The sequence below is a fragment of the Anabaenopsis arnoldii genome (genome assembly GCF_028331025.1).
Classification (GTDB): Bacteria; Cyanobacteriota; Cyanobacteriia; order Cyanobacteriales; family Nostocaceae; genus Anabaenopsis; species Anabaenopsis arnoldii.
The window spans coordinates 1-21426 of the sequence record NZ_JAQMUH010000093.1; the positions used below are offsets into that span (position 1 = coordinate 1).

Annotated in this window: 19 protein-coding genes and 1 pseudogene; 13 read left to right on the top strand and 7 right to left on the bottom strand. The window is 41.8% G+C overall.

Annotated features, from left to right (window positions below):
• The first annotated feature begins 268 nt into the window (after positions 1-268).
• Together glgA and PN457_RS08105 are read left to right on the top strand one after the other, a co-directional pair.
• Positions 269-1657, top strand: a complete 1389-nt coding sequence (gene glgA / locus PN457_RS08100) for a glycogen synthase GlgA (RefSeq protein ID WP_271732523.1) — start codon at positions 269-271, stop codon at positions 1655-1657.
• Positions 1658-2264: 607 nt separating this feature from the next.
• Positions 2265-3125, top strand: coding sequence for a peptidoglycan-binding domain-containing protein (locus tag PN457_RS08105; protein ID WP_271732524.1), 861 nt, complete (start codon positions 2265-2267; stop codon positions 3123-3125).
• Here PN457_RS08105 and wecB read toward each other — a convergent pair.
• Both wecB and PN457_RS08115 read right to left on the bottom strand, forming a co-directional pair.
• Entirely contained in the window at positions 3111-4232 is a 1122-nt protein-coding gene (wecB, locus tag PN457_RS08110) for a non-hydrolyzing UDP-N-acetylglucosamine 2-epimerase (protein WP_271732525.1), read from the bottom strand. The genes PN457_RS08105 and wecB overlap by 15 nt on opposite strands.
• Positions 4233-4362: 130 nt before the next feature.
• Positions 4363-4737: a hypothetical protein gene (locus PN457_RS08115; RefSeq protein ID WP_271732526.1), complete on the bottom strand. Its 375-nt coding sequence runs from the start codon at positions 4735-4737 to the stop codon at positions 4363-4365.
• Between the two features lie 621 nt (positions 4738-5358).
• Between PN457_RS08115 and PN457_RS08120 the strand changes: the two genes are divergently transcribed.
• The 11 genes and pseudogenes from PN457_RS08120 to PN457_RS08170 all read left to right on the top strand — a co-directional run.
• Complete coding sequence (locus tag PN457_RS08120) at positions 5359-6120, top strand: circadian clock KaiB family protein (protein WP_271732527.1); 762 nt, start codon at positions 5359-5361, stop codon at positions 6118-6120.
• Between the two features lie 288 nt (positions 6121-6408).
• Positions 6409-7806 (top strand): F0F1 ATP synthase subunit beta, encoded by a 1398-nt coding sequence (gene atpD, locus PN457_RS08125; protein ID WP_271732528.1) that lies wholly within the window; start codon positions 6409-6411, stop codon positions 7804-7806.
• A 71-nt stretch (positions 7807-7877) separates the two neighbouring features.
• Positions 7878-8282 carry a F0F1 ATP synthase subunit epsilon gene (locus tag PN457_RS08130; RefSeq protein WP_271732529.1) on the top strand — a complete coding sequence of 135 codons (405 nt, stop codon included), beginning with the start codon at positions 7878-7880 and terminating at the stop codon, positions 8280-8282.
• Complete coding sequence (locus PN457_RS08135; RefSeq protein WP_271732530.1) at positions 8266-8586, top strand: AtpZ/AtpI family protein; 321 nt, start codon at positions 8266-8268, stop codon at positions 8584-8586. Before PN457_RS08130 ends, PN457_RS08135 begins: the two co-directional genes overlap by 17 nt.
• Before the next feature lie 25 nt (positions 8587-8611).
• On the top strand, positions 8612-8902 hold the full coding sequence (locus PN457_RS08140; protein WP_271732531.1) for an ATP synthase subunit I: 291 nt from the start codon (positions 8612-8614) through the stop codon (positions 8900-8902).
• A complete protein-coding gene (locus PN457_RS08145; protein ID WP_271732533.1) occupies positions 8892-9566 on the top strand; it encodes a F0F1 ATP synthase subunit A in 675 nt (224 codons plus the stop codon). The genes PN457_RS08140 and PN457_RS08145 overlap by 11 nt, the downstream gene beginning before the upstream one ends.
• Before the next feature lie 167 nt (positions 9567-9733).
• Complete coding sequence (locus PN457_RS08150) at positions 9734-10009, top strand: F0F1 ATP synthase subunit C (protein WP_271732535.1); 276 nt, start codon at positions 9734-9736, stop codon at positions 10007-10009.
• Positions 10010-10027: 18 nt separating this feature from the next.
• Positions 10028-10786, top strand: a complete 759-nt coding sequence (locus PN457_RS08155) for a F0F1 ATP synthase subunit B family protein (protein WP_271732536.1) — start codon at positions 10028-10030, stop codon at positions 10784-10786.
• 46 nt (positions 10787-10832) lie between these two features.
• Entirely contained in the window at positions 10833-12392 is a 1560-nt protein-coding gene (locus PN457_RS08160; RefSeq protein ID WP_271732538.1) for an alternate F1F0 ATPase, F1 subunit alpha, read from the top strand.
• The gene (locus PN457_RS08165) at positions 12379-13293 is read left to right on the top strand and encodes a F0F1 ATP synthase subunit gamma (protein ID WP_271732540.1); all 915 of its coding nucleotides are present in this window, start codon (positions 12379-12381) and stop codon (positions 13291-13293) included. The genes PN457_RS08160 and PN457_RS08165 overlap by 14 nt, the downstream gene beginning before the upstream one ends.
• A pseudogene (locus PN457_RS08170) lies at positions 13289-13543 on the top strand (zinc ribbon domain-containing protein); the annotation flags it as partial. The gene PN457_RS08165 and the pseudogene PN457_RS08170, both read left to right, overlap by 5 nt.
• Positions 13544-13588: 45 nt before the next feature.
• On the opposite strand, the gene PN457_RS08175 reads toward PN457_RS08170, so the two are convergent.
• The 5 genes from PN457_RS08175 to PN457_RS08195 all read right to left on the bottom strand — a co-directional run bounded on the left by PN457_RS08175 (position 13589) and on the right by PN457_RS08195 (position 21254).
• A complete protein-coding gene (locus tag PN457_RS08175) occupies positions 13589-15637 on the bottom strand; it encodes a prolyl oligopeptidase family serine peptidase (protein WP_271732543.1) in 2049 nt (682 codons plus the stop codon).
• Between the two features lie 95 nt (positions 15638-15732).
• Entirely contained in the window at positions 15733-17094 is a 1362-nt protein-coding gene (locus PN457_RS08180; protein WP_271732545.1) for an Hpt domain-containing protein, read from the bottom strand.
• Between the two features lie 138 nt (positions 17095-17232).
• Positions 17233-18267, bottom strand: a complete 1035-nt coding sequence (gene tilS, locus PN457_RS08185) for a tRNA lysidine(34) synthetase TilS (protein WP_271732547.1) — start codon at positions 18265-18267, stop codon at positions 17233-17235.
• Positions 18268-18316: 49 nt separating this feature from the next.
• Complete coding sequence (ccsB, locus tag PN457_RS08190; protein WP_271732549.1) at positions 18317-19375, bottom strand: c-type cytochrome biogenesis protein CcsB; 1059 nt, start codon at positions 19373-19375, stop codon at positions 18317-18319.
• A gap of 151 nt (positions 19376-19526) precedes the next feature.
• The gene (locus PN457_RS08195) at positions 19527-21254 is read right to left on the bottom strand and encodes a DUF3352 domain-containing protein (RefSeq protein ID WP_271732551.1); all 1728 of its coding nucleotides are present in this window, start codon (positions 21252-21254) and stop codon (positions 19527-19529) included.
• Positions 21255-21426: the final 172 nt, after the last annotated feature.

The window sequence follows — 21426 nt, forward strand, 5'->3', positions numbered from 1 at the left end:
GCCCACTTGATATATAATCCTACGATATCAAGTATTGAATTAAGACTATTGCCAACGCGAAAACCAAGCAATGATAGCGGTAGTCTTTCTTGTAAATCTTAAGAGAAATATCGCGTCTGGCTAAGGCGTGCAAGTCTACTGAGGGATAACCGCTCCCATGCTCCTGTTGAAGTAGAAAGTAAAGTCTAGCTTTGTCTAGGTTTTATATAGCAGTGCAGAACTTGATAACTCAAAACAGATAAGCATAACCGGGGAAATAAAAACTACCATGCGGATTCTATTTGTTGCAGCAGAAGCAGCTCCCGTGGCCAAAGTGGGAGGAATGGGGGATGTGGTGGGTGCATTACCCAAAATATTGAGACAAATGGGGCATGATGTCCGCATATTCTTGCCTTATTATGGCTTCCTCCCAGACAAAATGCAGATTCCTGAAACACCAATTTGGAAGGGATATGCCATGTTCCAGGACTTTGAAGTTTACGAAAGTGTTTTACCTGGTACTGACGTTCCCTTGTACTTATTCGGACATCCTGTATTTTTACCCCGCCGGATTTATAGTGGTGATGATGAGGACTGGCGGTTTACTTTTTTTGCCAATGGCGCAGCTGAATTTTGCTGGAACTACTGGAAACCACAAATTATCCACTGTCACGATTGGCACACCGGCATGATTCCGGTGTGGATGCACCAAGACCCGGATATCAGCACTGTGTTTACTATTCACAACCTCGCCTATCAAGGGCCGTGGAGATGGTATTTAGAAAAAATTACTTGGTGTCCTTGGTATATGCAGGGACATAATACCATGGCAGCAGCGGTACAGTACGCTGACCGGGTAAATACAGTTTCTCCCACTTATGCTGAACAAATCAAAACTCCTGCTTACGGCGAAACCCTAGAAGGTTTGCTATCTTTTATCAGTGGTAAATTATCCGGGATTATCAATGGTATAGACCTTGAGCTTTACGATCCCGCCACGGATAAAGCCATCAGCGAAAACTTTACTATCGATACCCTGGATAAACGCAAGGCTAACAAAATTGCTCTCCAAGAAGAAGTAGGTTTAGAAGTTAACAGCAAAGCCTTTTTAATTGGCATGGTAACACGGTTAGTAGAGCAAAAAGGTATTGATCTGGTCTTGCAAATCCTAGACCGTTTCATGGCTTATACTGATGCCCAATTCGTGCTGTTGGGAACAGGCGATCGCTACTACGAAACCCAAATGTGGCAGTTAGCATCCCGCTATCCTGGAAGGATGGCAACTTATCTGCTATATAATGATTCCCTGTCTCGTCGGATTTATGCTGGTGCTGATACTTTCTTAATGCCTAGCCGATTTGAACCCTGCGGTATCAGTCAAATGATGTCTTTGCGTTATGGTTGTCCCCCTATTGTGCGCCGTACAGGTGGACTAGTGGACACCGTATTGCACCATGACCCCATGAACGCCGCCGGTACTGGTTATTGTTTTGACCGCTATGAACCATTAGATCTGTTCACCTGTATGATCCGAGCTTGGGAAGGCTTCCGTTTCCAACCTCAATGGCAGGAATTGCAAAAACGTGGTATGAGCCAGAACTTCAGTTGGCATGAATCCGCCAAGCAGTATGTAAAGTTATATAAATCAATTTTCGGCTTACCAGAGGAAGAGGAATAGCCATTAGTGGAGTCATACTAAATCCTGATTCCATCATCAAATAATTTTCTTAACTCATGACCCAGACCCTCGGAATTAACCTGATGGTCCTGATCATGAGTTTTTTTAGTTATCTACTATAGTAGCTCAGGGCAATAAAAACATAGATTATACCACAAAATAGTACTGTTAGTTACTTAGGCAATTTTCAAACTGTGGAAGTATAGAGCAATGGCGGGCAAATTCACACTGATATTTGTTGTATTCAGTCCCTACCCTCAAGCTATCCATTACCCGGATTTTTCTCAAGATTTCTCACAGCGATGGCTCACCACTACCCTAACCCTTAATCCTCAGTTGTTCATGCTCAATAAAATGAGGTTGTTATCGATCACAATCAGTTAGGTTTTGTCAACAGTATTGTAATTTTCAAATTCTCGAAATCCTTTCGAGAACCTCAAGAAATATGTGGGTAACGCATTAGACCTTCAGGGCAGGGTTTAATCCTTTTGACTCCCCAGAATCGCAATTCTGAAGGTAATTGAAATTACAGAAAAATTAAATCCCCCGCTGCAAAAATTCTGGACAAATTCTCAATTGATTGCACAAAGGAGCAATTATGGACTACATGGCTTATTCACATATGTTTATGGCCAACGAAGAAGCAAATGAGGATCATGTTCCTAACTTTCAGTTTGAGTGGAAAAAACTCTTCATGCCTTCTGGAGTGGTTACAGCTAGAGAATATAATTTCTCCGAGAAGCAATTATACGGGCTAAATTTTCTTAAATCTTCTGCTTGGTTATTTTTAGCTGGGCTTAGTATATTTTTTGGTACAGTCAGCCACGCTCACACATCTGCAAGATCATACGTCAGTACTAACGGCAGTTGTCTGAGTGTCCGTGAACAGCCTAGCGTCAACTCTCGAATTGTAGACTGTCTTCCCAATGGTACGGAAATCAGGGATGGGCAAATTATCAATGGTTTTTCTAAGCTGTCTCGCAATAGATTTGTTTCTGCGAGATGGATTAGCAGAACACCAAATTATCGTCGTCGTAACACTCATATTACTAGTCGTGGTGTTGGTAGCTCAGTTAGTCTGAGGTTTGGATCTCGTAGTTCATCTGTGAGAGAAGTTCAACGAGCTTTAGGTGTGCAACCAACGGGATATTATGGACCTGTCACTACTCGCGCAGTCCGACAATTTCAGTCTCGCAATAACTTACCTGTTGACGGTATTGTTGGTCCCCAAACTCGTAGGGTTTTATTTGGGAATACTTACAGAAGTTCTCAGGGGAGAGGAGTTAATCTGAGATTAGGATCTCGAGGCGCATCTGTCAGAGAAGTTCAAAGAGCTTTAGGTGTGCAACCAACGGGATATTATGGACCTGTCACTACTCGCGCAGTCCGACAATTTCAGTCTCGCAATAACTTACCTGTTGACGGTATTGTTGGTCCCCAAACTCGTAGGGTTTTATTGGGGCGTTAATTCAAAATAATTTTGCACAATTTCTAAGATGCGTTCGGCTGCGTGACCGTCTCCATAAGGATTGATGGCGTTGGCCATTGCGTCATAGACCTTGGGGTTACTTAGTAAGTCTGCGGCTGCTTGAACAATTTTCTGCGCTGTGGTTCCTACAAGTTTGGCTGTACCAGCAGTTACAGCCTCTGGCCTTTCTGTAGTCTCTCGCAGAACCAATACTGGTTTTCCCAGGCTTGGGGCTTCTTCTTGCAAACCACCAGAGTCAGTTAATAAGAAATGCGATCGCCCAATTGCCCCCACTAGTTCGGCATAATCTAAAGGTTCAATTAAAAAGATGCGGGGATGATTCCCTAATAGTGCTTGTAATGGTTCTCGCACTGTGGGGTTACGGTGCAATGGTAACACCAAGGCTGTATCAGGAAACTTATCTAATATCTGTAAAAATGCTTGGGCGATCGCTTGTAATGGTTCTCCCCAGTTTTCCCGCCGATGAACTGTTGCTAGCAAGGTACGATATGAATTCCAATTTAAACCCGGTACATTACAGGCGGGTTTAGTTGCAGCTACATTTAATAGTGCATCAATAACAGTGTTACCTGTGATGTGAATTGTTCCCAAAACGCCAGAACGTTGCAAGTTCTCCGCCGCCCAGGGAGTAGGCGCAAAATGTAACTGGGTGAGTTGAGAAATCAGCCGCCGATTCCCTTCTTCTGGATATGGATTCCATAACTCGTCAGTTCTTAACCCAGCTTCTACATGAGCAACGGGGATTTTTTGGTAAAATGCTGCCAAAGCAGCGGCAAAAGCTGTCGTAGTGTCTCCCTGAACTATGACTAATTCCGGCTGACTTTTGTGAAATAATTTTTCTAATCCCTGTAAGCTGCGACAAGTAATATCATTTAAGGTTTGCTGGGGCTGCATAATTTCTAAATCATCATCAGCCTTTAGGTTGAATAACTGCATCACTTGCTCTACCATCTCGCGATGCTGTCCAGTTAAAATTAACTGTAAGTCAAATTTTGGCGAATTTTGAAATACTTGAATGACAGGAGCCAGTTTAATCGCTTCCGGACGTGTACCTAAAATAATGCCAACTTTCTTTTTAATAGTCATTTTTGCAGAATATATCATTACCTGATCACTACAAACTATAGCAATCCTATATTCAAGATCGAGAAATTAAACATGAAAAAACCCGGCTTAACCGGGCAGATGCTCTGTTTGTCGAATTGATCAGAACGAACTATACCTCAATTTCACACGTTAAAGGACAAGCAGCGTATACAGAAGAGGTCTGTATTTGCTCTCCTTCTCCATGTAACCAGCTCAACCACTTGACTTGATTGGGGTGTACACCTTTAACAGTCAACACGCCAGCAGCGATCATTACTCCCAGGACGTTCAACATAATTAAACCGCCTGATACCAGCAAAACCGCACTAACAGGCATTACAGATTGCAAGACAATTGACAATAAGCATCCGACCGTAGCCATTAAAAAGACTAATGGAAAACCGACAACCAACAAGCATACTGCCAATGTGAACGTCCAAATCAAAAAACTTTTGATCATCAAGGAGTAGGTCTTTCCTAGATTAGAGCCTTTAGCCGAAACCATGACTTTTCCTCCCAAAAATATACAGCAAGGTTTTCATTTCAGTCATATATCGTTTTTAACGACTTAACTGAATTGTTCAATTGAAGTTTAAGTATATAGAATGCTTTTCATAAGATGAGCATTTATTTACTAAACTTTACACTTCATTTTTGATAAAGATGAGTGTAAGCTCAATTTCCCTCGTGATTTGCCACCTAGTTTCTGGCCTCTATCTTCGGGAATACTTCAGAATATGACTTGGCTATGCCAGTTTTTTCCCAGTTTTAAATTCAGTCTTACTTAACATTTCTTATCAAGGTTACTACTAATTCTCATAATTCTCATAAAAGACTGAAAAGCTCCTCAGTGTTGCCGGCTGCAAACGCAACCGGCAAATCTAACGTAGATTTAGCTAAATATTATTGAGTATTGAAAATAACTAAAAAATCGATAAATTATACGGTATTTTGTGCAGCAACTATATATGAGCCAAAAAATCAGAAAAATATATAAAAATATATAAAATGACAGGGGGTTATTGCTTTTGATCAAGTCACATGGTTTCTGTGGGGATAAGTTTAGGTAGAATACAGGGTAAAAACAATCTTCTCAGTTTTGTTCTCCCTCAACCCTGTAACTAAATTGATCACTGATAAACTATCAAAACCGCAATTGTTTAAAGGTATTGCCCTTTTTACACCAGGAGGGGATTTAATTTACTGCATCGACCCTAACAAGCAGGGGCGATGGCATTTACATTTATGTGCGGCTTTGCAGGAAATCTTGGACTTACCAGAACCGCCACATTTTTTAGTGCCTTGCTATACTGCAACTATTGACCAGTGGTTAGATCCACATACTCACCAAGTCAGAACATTTGCTGAAGCCTATCCATCTGTTATGCGACATCAGGCTCTACTGAATGCCATTTTTGGCACGGATTTAGTTTGGCAAACAGCACCTTGGCAAGAGGGATTGTGCGATCATATGGTCTTAGCAACTTATCGCTCCACCTTTCCCCAACTTTGGCAAGACCATGATTTAATAGTCAATTTGGACTCCTCCCAAGCTCAAGTACAGTCTGATATACCTATGAACCTTACACAAAGCTTACAGTTACAAGCAGAATGTTATGTTTTGCGGCTGTTTGTGGCTGGACATAGTTTGAACACACAACGCATTCTTCAGAATCTGCACGGACTTTTGGAGCGATCGCTGGGGTATCCTTACACCATGAAAGTGATTGATGTTTTAACCAATCCAGAACAGGCGGAAATTGATCAAGTTTCTGCCACACCCACTCTGGTTAAGGTTTGGCCGCAACCAATTCGGCGCATTGTTGGGGATATAGATAATGTAGACAAACTGTTACAGATGTTAGGCGCTACAGATAAACAATATTAACACTAAAAAAACATTTTCACTCATCTAACTAAAAGAGGACATCCCGACCGTCGAAAGAGCCACATCTGGAGTGGAGACAGCAAAGAGTTTATTTGTCAGGGTGGGTTAACAGGTATGGTATAATTGCTTGTTAAGCAGCATATTAGTAAACTCGCCTCCACTGCTAGAATCAAGGATGAATGTGTGTTGACACAGGGGAGTGTGAATATCTGGTGTTTTTCAGGAAGCACCAAGTAGATAACTACGCCACGAGCAGAAAGATAGAAATAATTCCCAGGGATTAAATTGATGCAGCAAACTGTAGATTGGTGTCCAGTTAATCAGGGTCAAGTTGTTTCCGTTCGCGGGAGTATTATTGATATTCTATTTGATCAACAGCTTCCCGATGTTTATACCCAGTTGTTAGCGGGGGAAAATTACAGCGTGGTCATAGAGGTGATGAGTCACATTGACGATCAGACCGTGCGCGGAATTGCTTTGACACCAACATCAGGTTTAGCCCGAGGTTCTTTGGTAACCAATACGGGACATCCCCTACAGGTTCCAGTGGGAAAACGACTGCTGGGGAGAGTGTTCAATGTCTTTGGCCAGACAATTGATCGCAAACCAGAGATATCCGGGGGAGAATGGCGATCGCTTCATCAGTCCCCTGTACCCCTAATTGAGCAGTCAACAAATTCAGAAATTTTGGAAACTGGGATTAAAGCTATTGATATTCTCGCACCTTTAGAACGAGGTGGGAAGGCAGGATTATTTGGCGGTGCAGGTGTGGGTAAAACTGTCTTGATTACTGAGATGATTCACAACATAGTCAGGGAGTATCACGGAATTAGTCTGTTTTGTGGAATTGGTGAACGAAGCAGGGAAGCAGAAGAACTCTATCGAGAGATGCAAGAGGCTGGTGTATTAGAGAATACTGTCATGATTTTTGGTCAGATGAATGAACCCCCCGGGGCGAGATTTCGTGTAGGACAAGCAGCGCTGACCATGGCTGAATATTTCCGCGATGATCTTAAACAAGATGTGTTCTTATTGATTGATAATATTTTTCGGTTTATCCAAGCGGGACAAGAAGTTTCCGGTTTAATGGGGCGCATCCCCTCCCGGGTTGGTTACCAACCCACCCTAGAAACAGAACTAGCTCAATTACAAGAACGCATCGCCAACACCCCCAGCGCCGCCATTACCTCCGTACAAGCTGTATATGTTCCCGCAGATGATTTTACTGACCCCGCAGCAGTTCACACCTTTGGTCATTTATCAGCATCACTTGTGCTGTCTCGTAAACGTGCTAGTGAGGGATTTTATCCAGCAGTTGACCCCTTAAAGTCCAACTCGAAAATGCTGACACCGCCAATAGTGGGAAACCACCACTACCAGATAGCTCAAGCTGTGAGACAAACCTTAGCAAACTACGAAGACCTTAAAGATATTATCGCCATTTTAGGCATAGAAGAACTTTCAGCTAGTGATCGCCAAACAGTCAACCGCGCCAGACGACTAGAAAGATTTTTAACTCAACCTTTCTTCAGTACAGAACAGTTTACAGGGAAACAAGGCAAACTAGTCAGTTTAGAAGCTGCACTTGCAGGATGCGATCGCATTCTCAATGATGAATTTGCTGATCATCCAGAGCGCTCACTTTACATGATTGGTACAGTTGATGAATTAATAAATAATTATTAATTATTTATTTATTAACTTGTTATCTACTCTGGCTTTGTGTACTTAGTTATTTCTTATACTATATAAGAAGTATGAAAATAAAAATCCTCCTCCCTACAAAGATTCTTTTAGAAGAACCAGCCACAAAAATCAACGCCGAAGCTGAAAACGGCGCTTTTGGCATACTACCAAATCATATAGACTTTGTAACTGCCCTAGTCCCCAGTATATTATCCTTTGTAACACCACAAGGACAAGAAAATTTTCTGGCTGTAGATCAAGGAATTTTAGTCAAATGTGGTAACCAAGTCCTGATATCAACTAGACAAGCCATCAGAGGTAATAATTTAGAAACATTACAACAAACAGTAGAAACAGAATTTAAAAAATTGAATGAAAAACAAAAAATGGCGCGTTCCGCCGCAGCTAAATTAGAAATTAGTTTTATGCGTGGTCTTGTAAAAGTAGGAAGTGCAAACAGTGAAGCACCCACATAAATCATTACCAAAAAAACGCCATAAATCAGACAGAGAATTTCAACAGCAGATAAAAAGCAAATTAGCCCGGAAATTGGCAGCGCAAAGACAAAAAGACGAAAGTATATGGTTTAATCTAGGCATGATCGGTCTTGTGGGATGGTCGATCACCATTCCCACATTACTTGGTATTGCCCTAGGCATTTGGATTGATAAAACATCGACTAGCCAATACTCCTGGACATTAATGATGCTATTTATAGGGCTGATACTCGGCTGTCTCAACGCCTGGTTCTGGGTACAACAGCAAAGCACAAATCAATAGAGATAGAAAAAAATTAACTAACATCATGAACAATATTTTATATTTATTCATCGCCTTACCATTGGGATTTACCTTGGGAATTTTCTATTTTGTGAGTTTATGGTTAACAGTAAGACAAATACCCACAACCCAATGGCCATTTCGCTTAATTGTCGGTAGTTTATTTGGTCGCCTCAGTATCACTATACTCGGGTTATATCTGATTATGGATGGAAACTGGCAACGAGTCCTAATTGCCCTATTAGGGTTCTTACTGTCCCGTATCATCTTCATGCATTTTTGGCAACAAAAACAGGAATCTAACTATGGAAATTAGTCCTGATAATCTAATTTTTTGGCAATGGAAATTCATCAAGATTAATGCCACCATTGCATTTACTTGGCTGGTAATGATTCTCTTAGTTGTGGTATCTTGGATGATCACCCGTAACCTAAAAGTGAAACCACCAATTTCACCTTGGCAAAACTGCCTAGAAATAATTATAGATACCATCAACCAGCAAATTAGAGAAGTTAGTCAACAAGAACCAAATCAATATTTGCCTTTTGTCGGTACTTTGTTTCTGTTTATAGCTGTCGCTAATATACTGACTATTGTCCCTGGTTATCAAGTTCCCACAGGTTCCCTCTCTACTACAGCGGCCTTAGCTCTGTCTGTCTTTGTAGCTGTGCCCTTGTTTGGGATTCTCAATCGAGGTTTATTAGGTTATCTCAGAAATTATATTCAGCCTACACCTTTAATGTTGCCTTTCAATATTATTAGCGAATTCTCCCGGACTCTGGCTTTAGCTGTGCGCTTGTTTGGTAATATTATGAGTGGTTCTATGTTAGTGGCTATTTTGCTTTCTCTTGTGCCTTTATTTTTTCCGATTATAATTAGGTTATTGGGGCTGTTAATTGGGATTATTCAAGCATATATTTTCGCAATTTTGGCTATGGTATATATTGCCTCTGCAACTCGGGCTTATAGGGGAAGGTAGGAAGTAAATTGTAATCTATTTGTCCAAAGATATAGCCTTTTTCAGGCTCATGAAGTACACACCTATTCCCTATTCCCTATTCCCTGTTCCCTGTTCCCTGTTCCCTCAAACTAAAAAAAAATGTACCTCACGAGCATGGTAAATGCTATATACACAGATAAACACAGATGAATATTGATAATATTGGTTTGATTGGTATGGTTTCTATTATTATTGCTGGCTTGACTATTGCAATTGGTTCGGTTGGTCCGGCTATTGCTGAAGGTTGGGCAGTGGCCAGGGCTTTGGGCGCAATAGCTCAACAACCAGACCAAGCTAATACTATTACTCGCACTTTATTTGTGGGTTTGGCAATTATTGAGTCTACGGCTATTTATTGTTTTGTGGTATCAATGATTTTGATTTTTGCTAATCCTTTTTGGGATTATTTTACTAGCAAATAATTCAGGGTGAGATTATCTATGCTGATTGATTGGTTTACAGTCATCGCTCAAATTATCAACTTCCTAATTTTAGTTTTTTTGCTGTGGCGGTTTTTGTACAAACCCATAACTAAAACTATGGCAGAACGCCAGCGAAAAATTACCAATCGCTGGGAAGAAGCACAATTAAAACAGGAAGAAGCAGAACAAGAAGCTCAATTATATCGCCGACAGCAACAAGAATTAAATGAACAACGTGCTACTTTAATCAATCAAGCTAGAGCCACAGCCGACGAAGAACGTCAAAAATTAATCCACCAAGCGCGCCAAGAAATTGAATCGATGCAGATAAGATGGCGGGAAGCAATTGAGCGGGATCAAGATGAATTTTTAACAAGTTTGCGCCAACAAGTACAGGAACAAACCTATGCAATTACCCGCCGTGCTTTGCAAGATTTAGCAGATGCAAGTTTAGAACAACAAGTGATCAAGGTATTTTTAAATCGTCTGCAAAAAATAGATAGAACAGAAATTCAAACACTGGTAAACCAATCATCGCCAGAAATTGTTATTTATAGCAGTTTTGATATTTCCCCACCTGAGCGAGCAAAAATTGTTAATACCTTGGAAGCCCAACAAATCAGTCAAGATAAAAATATCAAATTTACCATATCCTCAGATAACATCTGCGGTATAAAACTACAAATATCCAATTATCAAGTTTCCTGGACATTCAACGACTACCTAGAAACCCTCTCAGAAGAATTCTCCGCCATCATCAAACAAAGCACGAATTAAAATTATCCTCCTTTTCGCCACTGTGCCTCCACGTGAGACAAATCTCATGAACAAACAACAGTCCTTACAAACAGTCCTAAATAATACCTTTACAAACCTGAAACAAGTATTAGATAACCACCAACCCCAGATAAAAACTTGTGAAATTGGCATAGTTAAATCCGTATATCAAGGAATTGCCAACGTATCGGGTTTATCCAGCGTCAAAGCCGATGAACTATTACGCTTTTCGGGGGATGTATTAGGAATTGCTTTTAACTTAGATGCTACGGAAATTGGTGTTATATTATTAGGTAATAGTACACACATAGCCGCCGGACAAGAGGTACAACGCACTCACAGAGTTTTAGATGTACCTGTCGGCGAAACAATTCTTGGACGTGTACTAGATGTTACAGGCAAGTCCATGGATAATCAAGGTGAAATTAAGTATACAGAACGTCTTCCTGTGGAAAGACAAGCCGCAGCAATTATGGATCGTGCCCCCGTAACAGTACCTTTACAGACAGGTATAAAAGTGATTGATGCTTTGGTGCCTATTGGTAGGGGACAACGAGAGTTAATTGTAGGCGATCGCCAAATTGGTAAAACTGCGATCGCCACAGACACTATAATCAATCAAAAGCACAAAAATGTCATTTGCATTTACTGCGCCATTGGTAAACGAGCCTCAGCCGTAGCCAAGGTAATAGCCGACCTACGCAACCATAACGCCATGGAATATAGCATTGTCGTAGTAGCATCTGGGGAAGATCCGCCGGGATTACAATATATCACCCCCTACGCCGCCACAACAATTGCTGAGTACTTCATGGAACAAGGCCGGGATGTATTAATTGTCTACGATGATTTAACCCATCACGCCTGGGCGTATCGGGAACTCTCACTGTTATTACGCCGCCCCCCTGGGAGAGAAGCCTATCCTGGTGACATTTTCTACATTCACTCCCGACTATTAGAACGTGCTACCCACCTGCGAGAAGAACTTGGGGGTGGTTCACTCACTGCATTACCAATTGTGGAAACCCAAGCGCAGAACATTTCTGCATATATTCCCACTAACTTAATTTCTATCACCGATGGACAGATTTATTTATCTCCCGACTTGTTTCAAAAAGGTATTTTACCCGCAGTGGATGTAGGTAAGTCAGTTTCCAGAGTCGGTGGAAAAACCCAGTTACCAGCCTATAGCGCTGTAGCTGGAGATTTACGGCTGTCTTACTCACAATTTCAGGAAGTCGAGGTTTTTGCTCGCTTTGGTACACAGTTAGATGAAGAAACCCGCCACACCTTGGAACGGGGGAGACGTGTGCGAGAAATATTCAAGCAGTCCCAGTATCAACCCTTACCTGTAGAAGAACAGATTGCTGTCTTGTTAGCTGTAACTGAGGGTATTTTTGACGACATCCCACTAGATAAAATTGAGGAAGCGGCTAGAGCAGTTCGCCAAAAAGTTACAGAACAATTACCCCAAGTGAGCGATCGCATTCAAGGAGGTGAAAAGCTCAGAGATGAAGATAAAAACGCTTTGTTAAATCTAGTCCAACAGGCCATAGCTTTTTTGCACCCCCACCAGTCCGAGGAATCAGAAAATGCCCACAATTGAATCATTATTAGCTCAAATTGGTACTGTTCAAGATTTACAGTCTGTAGTCAAAACCATGAAAGCCCTCGCCGCTGTCAATATCAGACAATATCAAACAGCTGTAGAATCCTTAGCTGACTATAACCGCACCATCGAGATGGGATTACAAATTGTCCTCAAACAGCGATATTTTTGTCAACAACGGAGTATATTAGCATCTGCAACCACCAGCAAATCATCTCATAATTCTATAGCTGTAATTATATTTGGCTCAGACCAAGGCCTGTGCGGTCAATTTAATGAGCGAATAGTATCTTATGCTGTGCAACAACTCAATGAGTTACAGCCACACAGCATCAAAATTGCCGCTGTGGGAACGCAGTTAATCTACCCCTTAGAAGCATTAGAAAAAAGCATCACAGACCAATTTTCTCTACCTAATTCTCTGAGCCAAATCACTTCTATCGTGCAGGAAATGTTGCTGACCATCGAACAATGGCAAACACAGCAACAACTCCAGCAGATTATTTTGTTTTACAACAAATCTCTTTCTGGTGCATCCTATCGCCCCACGAGTTTACAGCTTTTACCTGTTGACCCCCATTGGTTGCACAATTTAGAAACCAAAGCTTGGCCTACCCCAGTATTACCAAGTTTTACCATCGATGAAAATCAATTATTTTCCGCATTAGTCCGCGAATATTTATTTATATCTTTATACCGTGCCTTTGCTGAATCTTTAGCCAGTGAAAACGCCAGTCGCCTTTCTTCAATGCAAGCTGCACAAAAGAATATCGCCGAACGGTTATCAGACCTTAATGCTGAGTATCGCCGCCAACGTCAAAGTTCTATTACTGCTGAACTCCTCGATATAGTCTCAGGTTTTGAGGCTTTAACTGGATCACAGGGGACTAAACTCTAACTGTGGTAACCATAGGCATAAAATGCCACTGAAAAACCGTGTTTATGTCTGTCCTGAGTGTGGACACACTGAAGACAGAGATTTAAACGCAGCCAAAAATATTGACCGGTGGTTTGAGAATATTTTTATTCCTGAACGGTCAGAAACGGTAAGCTTTACCGGGATTGCTTGCGGAGCGGACAAACCCCTGAGAAGTCATTCTCAGACCGCGATGAAACAAGAAGTTAACGCTAAAACTACCAGTGGGTAGTTTTGGGTAAGTTTAACCGAGCGGTTAAATAGGAAATATGACAACTTACAAAATAACCCTCAAAGTCTGCACCAAAAACGCCCACTTATCTGCTGCTTCTTCAATCATCTTCTGTGTGGGTTTACCCGTCCCATGTCCGGCTTTCGTCTCAATTCTAATTAACACTGGTGCATCACTCGCTTGACTAGCTTGCAAAGTTGCGGCAAATTTGAAACTATGAGCAGGAACAACGCGGTCATCATGGTCTGCTGTAATAATTAAAGTTGCAGGGTAAACCGTCCCTGGTTTGAGGTTATGTAGTGGCGAATAACTATATATTGTTTGAAATTCCTCTGGGTTATCTGGTGAACCATATTCACTAGTCCAAGCCCAGCCAATGGTAAATTTATGAAATCGCAACATATCCATTACCCCCACCGCTGGTAAAGCTGCACCAAACAACTCAGGACGCTGAGTCATACAAGCACCCACCAGTAACCCGCCATTACTAGCACCGGCGATCGCTAATTTCCCAGTTTGTGTATAACTGTTATCAATCAACCACTCCGCCGCCGCAATAAAATCATCAAAGGTATTTTGCTTTTTCGCCCTCATTCCCGCCTGGTGCCATTCTTCGCCATACTCACCACCACCGCGTATATTTGGCAGAGCATAAACACCACCCATCTCCATCCATACCAATATGCTCACAGAAAAATCAGGAGTCATTGAGACATTAAAACCGCCGTAAGCGTAGAGATAAGTGGGATTATTACCATCTAATTTAATGTCTTTTTTATGAGTAATAAACATTGGTACTTTAGTACCATCCTTACTACTGTAGAATACTTGTTTAGTTTCATAATCCTCTGGATGAAAATCCATTTGTGGCTGACGGAAAACCTCACTTTTACCCGTCGCCATGTTGTAGCGATAAATCGTTTCTGGTACAGTGAAGCTGGTAAAACTATAAAAAGTTTCAGTATCATTGCGCTTGCCACTAAAACCACCTGCTGAACCAACTCCAGGTAATTCTACCTCACGCACTAATGTGCCATTCAGATCAAAAATTTTAATTTGAGTACGTGCATCTTGGAGGTAGTGAACAACAAATTGATTATTGATAATTTTCGCACTTTCCAAAGTTGCGGCAGATTCAGGGATAATTTCTTGCCAACTTTCTTGAGCAGGGTTTTCGGTATCAATAGCAATTAATCTGCCCCGTGGAGCCTTGAAATCTGTACGAAAATAAAAGACGCTCTCATCATTTTCAATAAAACTATAATTAGCTTCAAACTGGTTAATTAGTTCTACAACTTCGGCATGGGTGTTATTTAAATCCTTGTAGAAAACTAAATTTCTCACATCAGTTCCCAGCCAAACATAAATAATTAAATAATTGCCATCTTCAGTTACTTCAGCACTAAAACCCCATTCCTTTTGGTCGTCACGATGGTAAATTAACACATCTTCAGATTGGGTAGTACCTAGTTGATGATAATAAAGCTTTTCATAATAATTCACATCTTCTAATTTAGTTTTTGCATTTGGTTCATCGTAACAACAGTAGAAAAAACCTTGGTTATCCTTTGTCCAGGAAGCACCAGAAAATTTAATCCACTTCAGATGATCTGGGAGGGTTTCGCCTGTTTCCACATCACAAACTTTCCACTCTTGCCAATCTGAACCAGATATAGATATACCATAAGCTACAAGTTGACCATTCTCACTAATGGCTAATCTTGAAAGGGCAATAGTACCATCGCTTGAGAGTTTGTTAGGGTCCAGTAAAACTCTAGGTTCACCATCAAGGCTTTTTAGGGTGTAGAGGACGCTTTGATTTTGCAGTCCATCGTTTCTGACATAAAAGTAGTTATTACCTTTTTTACATGGTGTACCATACTTTTCATAATCCCAAAGTTTAGTCAGGCGTTGTTTAATTTTCTCCCTAGCAGGAATTTCTCTTAAGTAATTAAAAGTAACTTGATTTTCAGCCGCAATCCATCTGCGGGTTTCTGCTGAGTCCGGTTCTTCTAACCAACGGTAAGGATCTGTAACTAAAGTCCCATGGTAGTTATCAACTTGATCACTTTTGTTGCTGATTGGGTAAGACATAAGCAATCAAAACTTAAAAAAAATGGTAAATTTATATAAAACATAAAACGAAAGTTATCAGATATCCTCTTCCTAAGCCGCTACACCCCTAAGGGTTAGTAGGAGAGGATATTAACAAAAGATCCCAAATCAGCTAAACCGCCGTCCCTAAAATCTATTTCACTCAGAGTGCTAATCTCTAAAATTTTGTCTTGTGGACAGGTTTTATCTGGAACTAAATCAGCGGGAATATTTAACTCGGCTAACCCTACCTGATGATTCTGGTCAATATCACTCATATCTGTGTTTTCTTGAGCATCCCCCAATAACACCGGGGTACAAGCACTATTTTCTGTGTCCTTTTGACAGTTATCCGAGAGTTCAGTTAAGCTGGTTATGATGTCTCTAGGCTTTATAATACCAGGATTATTAGCACAATCATCTGTATTGGAGTCTAATTTATCCTCTGCTGTGGGTTGTTCTACATATACAAGCTGGTGAAAGTCCTCAGACTGTAATAACTCCAGTTGTTCCAAGTTCAACAGGGCTAATAATTGCTCACTAGTTGCAATCTCCGTTTCTCTACCTTGGAGAACTAGTTCTTGGGCTTGTTTGATTTCGGTAACGACAATTTTGGCTAGGGTGAGATAGCTATTGTCAGGGTTAGCGATCGCATTCGCCGCTGCTTGACATAATCTACACCAGTGAGGAAAATTTTGCCTCCGGCCAATTTCTACCAACTGCTGACAACATTGCTGGAGATGTAGCCGAGATTCGGGTGTTTTGTTTTTCTTAAACAGTTGCAACATTTCCCGCACTTTTTGTAACACCTGCGGGTGAAATTCATCCCCATAGTCCTTAGCTACCGTGCCTAAGAACGAATGTTGTTTTGAAAATCCTCCAGACGGGGGTGATTGTTTGGATGTAGTTTCGCTGTATTCTTGCACATAAGGAATATCCACCCACGCTATCACCTCAGTCAGTCGGCTGACAATATCCTCCGCGGTTATTTCTACTTCTGTTCGAGTGTTTTCCTTTGCCAGTCTAGTACTGTTTTGTTTGAGAAGCAATTCCAGATGCTCATACAGCCCTTGAAATTCCGCAGCACTTTCTGATACCCGAGTATTAAGCGTCTCTTCTGATAGAGCCTGGGAACTACCACATAAATCTTCTAATAGTACCTTTAAGGTATTACATACATTGAGAAATAAAGATGTTAACTTCTCGTCAACCTGAACCGGATGTTCTTGAAGAACTTTAAAACAATCTTCTAGACGGTGGGATGTATGTTCAATGCTAATTAGCCCTAGCATACCCGCCCTTCCTGTGAGCCAATGAGCCGCCTGGGAAATTTCGTTGACCATTTCCGGGTTATTCAAGGTATTTTGGATATCGACTAACCCCTGCTCAATTGTATTCACATGGTCTCTAGCTTCTTCTATGAAGTAACCTAAAACTGGCTGTTGTTCCCGCAGCATAATAAAAGTTCTGAGTGCTGATTGGTTTTTGCTGATTTAGTTGGATTCTAGGATTACCACTAGGATGTTTGGTGAAACTACCCGGCGTTTTACCCAATTTCATCCTACCTAGCTTTAAGGCCCAGAGAGTAAATAAGTTCAGTGGAGACGCGATTCATCCCGTCTATTATACACAGCGAGGCAAATCCAATCCCCTTGGACTTGGGCGATGGCACCCCCAGGAAATGGATCTGTTTGTGAACGGTTTGGTGCTATAATTAACGCTGTTAATTTTTCAATGTGTTCAAAACTCGGAGGCTCACTGAGAATATTTTGTAATATTTGTCTCATTACGCGACGTTGCAGCGCTAATGGTGCTTTCTGTAATACCCGCCGATTCAACCTTAAATCAGTCCAATTTCCTTCATTACTGCTGCTGTGCGCATCTGGTCTCCCTATAGCTTCTTCCCTTAACTTGTCAGCTGCTTGCTCTAAGTATTCCACTTCCCCTTGTAATAGTTCTGCTGTTTGGGCTAAGGCGAATTCTACTTTGGGATTGAAATTTGCTTGTAAATATGGGATTAATTCTTGGCGAATGCGGTTGCGGGCATATTTGACATCTTGATTAGTGATATCTTCCCAGACTGGGAGATGAAAGTCTTGACAAAATTTCTCTGTTTGTTGGCGAGTAATTTCTAAAAGCGGACGAATTAGTAAAACATCTGCTGTGAGTGGTCTTTGCCAAGTAAGTGCTTGTAACCCATCAGCACCTGTGCCGCGAATTAAGTTGTAAAGCAGAGTTTCTGCGCGATCGCTGGCGGTGTGTCCTGTAACAATATACTGGTAACTATTTCCTTGGGCGATGGCAGTTAAAGCTTGATACCGCCAATTACGAGCCGCCGCTTCACTCTTTAAAGGTTCCCTAGCTGTTGCTAAATAAAAGCATATACCCCAACTTCTAGCTAATTTTTCCACATGATGGGCATTAGCTTCAGAATCGCTACGCCAGCGATGATCACAGTGGGCGATCCCTAAATCCCATTCACCCTTGGGTTGTAAATCTGACAGTAACTTGATTAAACACAGAGAATCTTGCCCACCAGAAACCGCTACTAATAGCCTCTGATGACGCTCAAATAAGTGGCGCGAGCGAATCGTACGATGTATTTTTGCGTGTAGGGCAGTCCATACCATTTGATCTTCTGTTTTACCTCCTCCCTTAGCGGGAGGAGTTAGGGGATAATTAAAAAAACCAACCGTAAGAATGCAAACCTTTACCTAAAAGATTCACACCCAAATAGCAAATCCAGACGACCACAAAACCACTGGCGGCTAAAATGGCCGGGCGACGACCTTGCCAACCGCGAGTAATGCGGGCGTGGAGATAGGCCGCAAAAACTAACCAGGTAATTAACGCCCAGGTTTCTTTGGGATCCCAACTCCAGTAAGACCCCCAAGCTTCGTTAGCCCACACCGCACCGGCAATAATACCAATCGTAATCAGAGGAAATCCTAGTCCAATGACGCGATAGCTCATATTGTCTAAGGTTTCAGCTAGGCTCAGGCGCTGTGGTGATAGTAGTTCCCCAGCAGTTACTACCTTGGCAGACTCAGTAACCGTGACTAAATTTAAAACCGCCGTATGACCGTTACCATTGTTGTTATTTTCAAAGGGAGCAAAGCCATTACTTTCTACCGGCGGTGTCCCCGCTTGGGAAGTTAGCTCCCCTGCTTTATGCAAGCGGTAGCCGTTACTGCGATAACCGCCATTACCTACAGAACTGCCTTGTAGTTGAATATTTTCACCGCGAGTCACTATGAGAAAGGCGATCGCTAGTAGTGATCCTACCATCAAAGCGGCATAACTCAACATCATTACACTGACGTGCATCATCAGCCAGTTGGACTTGAGAGCAGGTACTAAAGGTTCTGCTGATTGCATTTCTGATGGTAAGGTGAGAGCAGCAAAAGCAGTAATCCCCATTGCTACCGGGGCAGTAACAACTCCTACTAAGCGGCTGTGACTAGTGTTCTCCGCAAACAGATGCACTGCGGTAATACCCCACACCAAGAAAAATAGCGATTCATACAAATTACTGAGGGGAAAATACCCCGCTTCTATCCATCGCGCCCCTAGCAGGGTGGCTATACACAAATTGGCGATCGCCATACCCCCAGTCCCCAAAGTAGCAAGTGCGGGCAGATTGGGAAAGGCAGCACCTCCCCAATACACCAGCATTGTGAGAAATAATACAGCAAAACTGGCATTGTCCAACCAGTTCTGGAGTTCAACCAGATTCATAAAGTGTTCTCCCCAGTTGATTCCTTAAAATAATCATTCTGACTGTTCTGATCCTATCGGCTTAGGAGACTCATTGGACATGCTTTTTAGTCCCCCTTGGTGCATTAAACCCTTGCTACCCATACTGCCAGCAAATCACCCTTGAGACTACCTAGCCGATACCTTTTGTCTCACCTTTTTTCAGTATTATAAAAATTTCATAGCGCATACTGCGATCATCGCTGACAGCAGATGTTACGCCAATTGATTGTGTGGCATCTAGAAAAGTTTGTTGCTGAGGAAATACAGTGTTTAATGTGAAGTTTTGTACACTCCTTTCCATATCCAAGAAAAATCTTCCATTGGGATGGAGTTGTACAGGAACCGTTTCTTGAAATGTCGCACTACTAGCTAGTGTTTGATCAGGTTTAGGCATAATTTTATCTGTGATGGGAGCCCCCACTACCAAAAAAGCAATATCGTCATCTAACCAACCATGGGTAGCAGTTAACGTATTAAAGGGTGTAATCCAGTTAATAACCGGTTTACCTGCAACTGTACTCGGTTGAATCTGGAACTGATATTGGTTTTGCATCACCTCATCCAGCTTCTTCAAAGATGCTTCAGCTGACTTACGCAGGCTTTTCCCGTTAGAGGCATCTCTTGCTTGTACCATGAGTAACAACCCAGCTCGGAAATCCTGAGAATAATCTTCATTTGAGCTATTGGGAATCACCGAAACAGAAAACTCACCTCGCATCCAACTGAGAAAATCTTTATCTAAATCTAATCCGGTAAGTGACTTGACACCACCTCGCAATTGTTCCGGTGATATGGGCGCAAGAGGGTTTTTTTGTGATATTAAAACGTAGTCTGCCCACAAACTTTGTAAGTTTCTGTGAGACAGCATCATTAATGTGTCCGCAGGTAACCGGTTTTGCATGGTTTCGGCGGTCTTCTCCACTTTTAGCACACGCTGACTCTGAGAATTTCGCCACGAAATACCCCTGATCCTTATTCCTGCAGGTTCCAAAGTCAGAGACCCGGCTAAACCTTGGTTATTTTGCAGTTGAGTTAAAACTTGAGCAGGTAAAGGACTGTTGGGAGCAACAGCAGCTAGTCTGGCGGCTATTGGTACATTCAGATAAAACTGAGCAAAGGGGTGATGATCAGAAATTTTCCGCAAATTATCCCTAAAACCCTCTACTGTTGCTAGGGATGCTTTACCTTGATATGTATCAATGGCTCGTTCTGTGGCTTGGGGATCATCAGTGAGCACTAGAAACCTTTGATCTACTAATGCGGCTGAAAGCTTTTCCCCTGATTGACTATCAGTTTGTCTAATGGTAATTCCTTGATAAGTATGCTCAGTCCATTTACCTTGTTTCAGGGTTTTGGGTTCTGCCAAGATGCTGTTGGCTGCTTCTAGGTTTTTGACCGGTAATACCATCACCATGGACTGCAGCGCTATAGCACCATCGCCATGCTTGTTTAAAGGTTTGATCCCTGGTTGAATTTTTGGGGGCGAGAGAATTGCTAGGGTGACTTGATCGCCTACCCAAGGGGCGATGTCTTTCTGGAACTCATAACCATTCTCACTCAAAAAGCGATCGCGCAACTGCACTAAATTTTTAGTGATTTCTGCTTGGGTTTCTTTTGTTCCCAACTCCTGTAATTGTTGCCATTGTTTGGGATCTGTGGTTAAAGAAACCGTAAACAGGGCATCTTGAGGGATAATATTTACACCCACTGGCAAGCCTCTAGAAGATGTTTGCCTCTGGCTTAAAAACCAGTATGCTGCACCTCCCACACCAATTAAGAATCCAGCAGCCAATAGTGTCAGCAGCACAGATGGTTTCTTAGTATGATTTTTAATCACAGATACAATAGGCAGCGTCATCGAAACCTATACCTCATCCTTTGCTAAATTGAGTAGAGTTTGTGAAATTATAGACAAATCTACAAAGTCACTTTACCAGGGGTAAACCTGATTGGAGTTACTCCTAACCCCTCTATCCCGTCTGCAAAAGCGTTCAGGACTGCTTTTCTTAATATGTTGTACGCCCCATTTA

Coding starts and splice junctions, on each gene's coding strand:
- PN457_RS08175 (WP_271732543.1), bottom strand. CDS start 15,637: ATGTCTTACCCAATCAGCAACAAAAGTGATCAAGTTGATAACTACCAT.
- wecB (WP_271732525.1), bottom strand. CDS start 4,232: ATGACTATTAAAAAGAAAGTTGGCATTATTTTAGGTACACGTCCGGAA.
- PN457_RS08165 (WP_271732540.1), top strand. CDS start 12,379: ATGCCCACAATTGAATCATTATTAGCTCAAATTGGTACTGTTCAAGAT.
- PN457_RS08130 (WP_271732529.1), top strand. CDS start 7,878: ATGAAAATAAAAATCCTCCTCCCTACAAAGATTCTTTTAGAAGAACCA.
- PN457_RS08160 (WP_271732538.1), top strand. CDS start 10,833: ATGAACAAACAACAGTCCTTACAAACAGTCCTAAATAATACCTTTACA.
- PN457_RS08150 (WP_271732535.1), top strand. CDS start 9,734: ATGAATATTGATAATATTGGTTTGATTGGTATGGTTTCTATTATTATT.
- PN457_RS08145 (WP_271732533.1), top strand. CDS start 8,892: ATGGAAATTAGTCCTGATAATCTAATTTTTTGGCAATGGAAATTCATC.
- atpD (WP_271732528.1), top strand. CDS start 6,409: ATGCAGCAAACTGTAGATTGGTGTCCAGTTAATCAGGGTCAAGTTGTT.
- PN457_RS08195 (WP_271732551.1), bottom strand. CDS start 21,254: ATGACGCTGCCTATTGTATCTGTGATTAAAAATCATACTAAGAAACCA.
- PN457_RS08140 (WP_271732531.1), top strand. CDS start 8,612: ATGAACAATATTTTATATTTATTCATCGCCTTACCATTGGGATTTACC.
- glgA (WP_271732523.1), top strand. CDS start 269: ATGCGGATTCTATTTGTTGCAGCAGAAGCAGCTCCCGTGGCCAAAGTG.
- PN457_RS08115 (WP_271732526.1), bottom strand. CDS start 4,737: ATGGTTTCGGCTAAAGGCTCTAATCTAGGAAAGACCTACTCCTTGATG.
- ccsB (WP_271732549.1), bottom strand. CDS start 19,375: ATGAATCTGGTTGAACTCCAGAACTGGTTGGACAATGCCAGTTTTGCT.
- PN457_RS08180 (WP_271732545.1), bottom strand. CDS start 17,094: ATGCTGCGGGAACAACAGCCAGTTTTAGGTTACTTCATAGAAGAAGCT.
- tilS (WP_271732547.1), bottom strand. CDS start 18,267: ATGGTATGGACTGCCCTACACGCAAAAATACATCGTACGATTCGCTCG.
- PN457_RS08155 (WP_271732536.1), top strand. CDS start 10,028: ATGCTGATTGATTGGTTTACAGTCATCGCTCAAATTATCAACTTCCTA.
- PN457_RS08105 (WP_271732524.1), top strand. CDS start 2,265: ATGGCTTATTCACATATGTTTATGGCCAACGAAGAAGCAAATGAGGAT.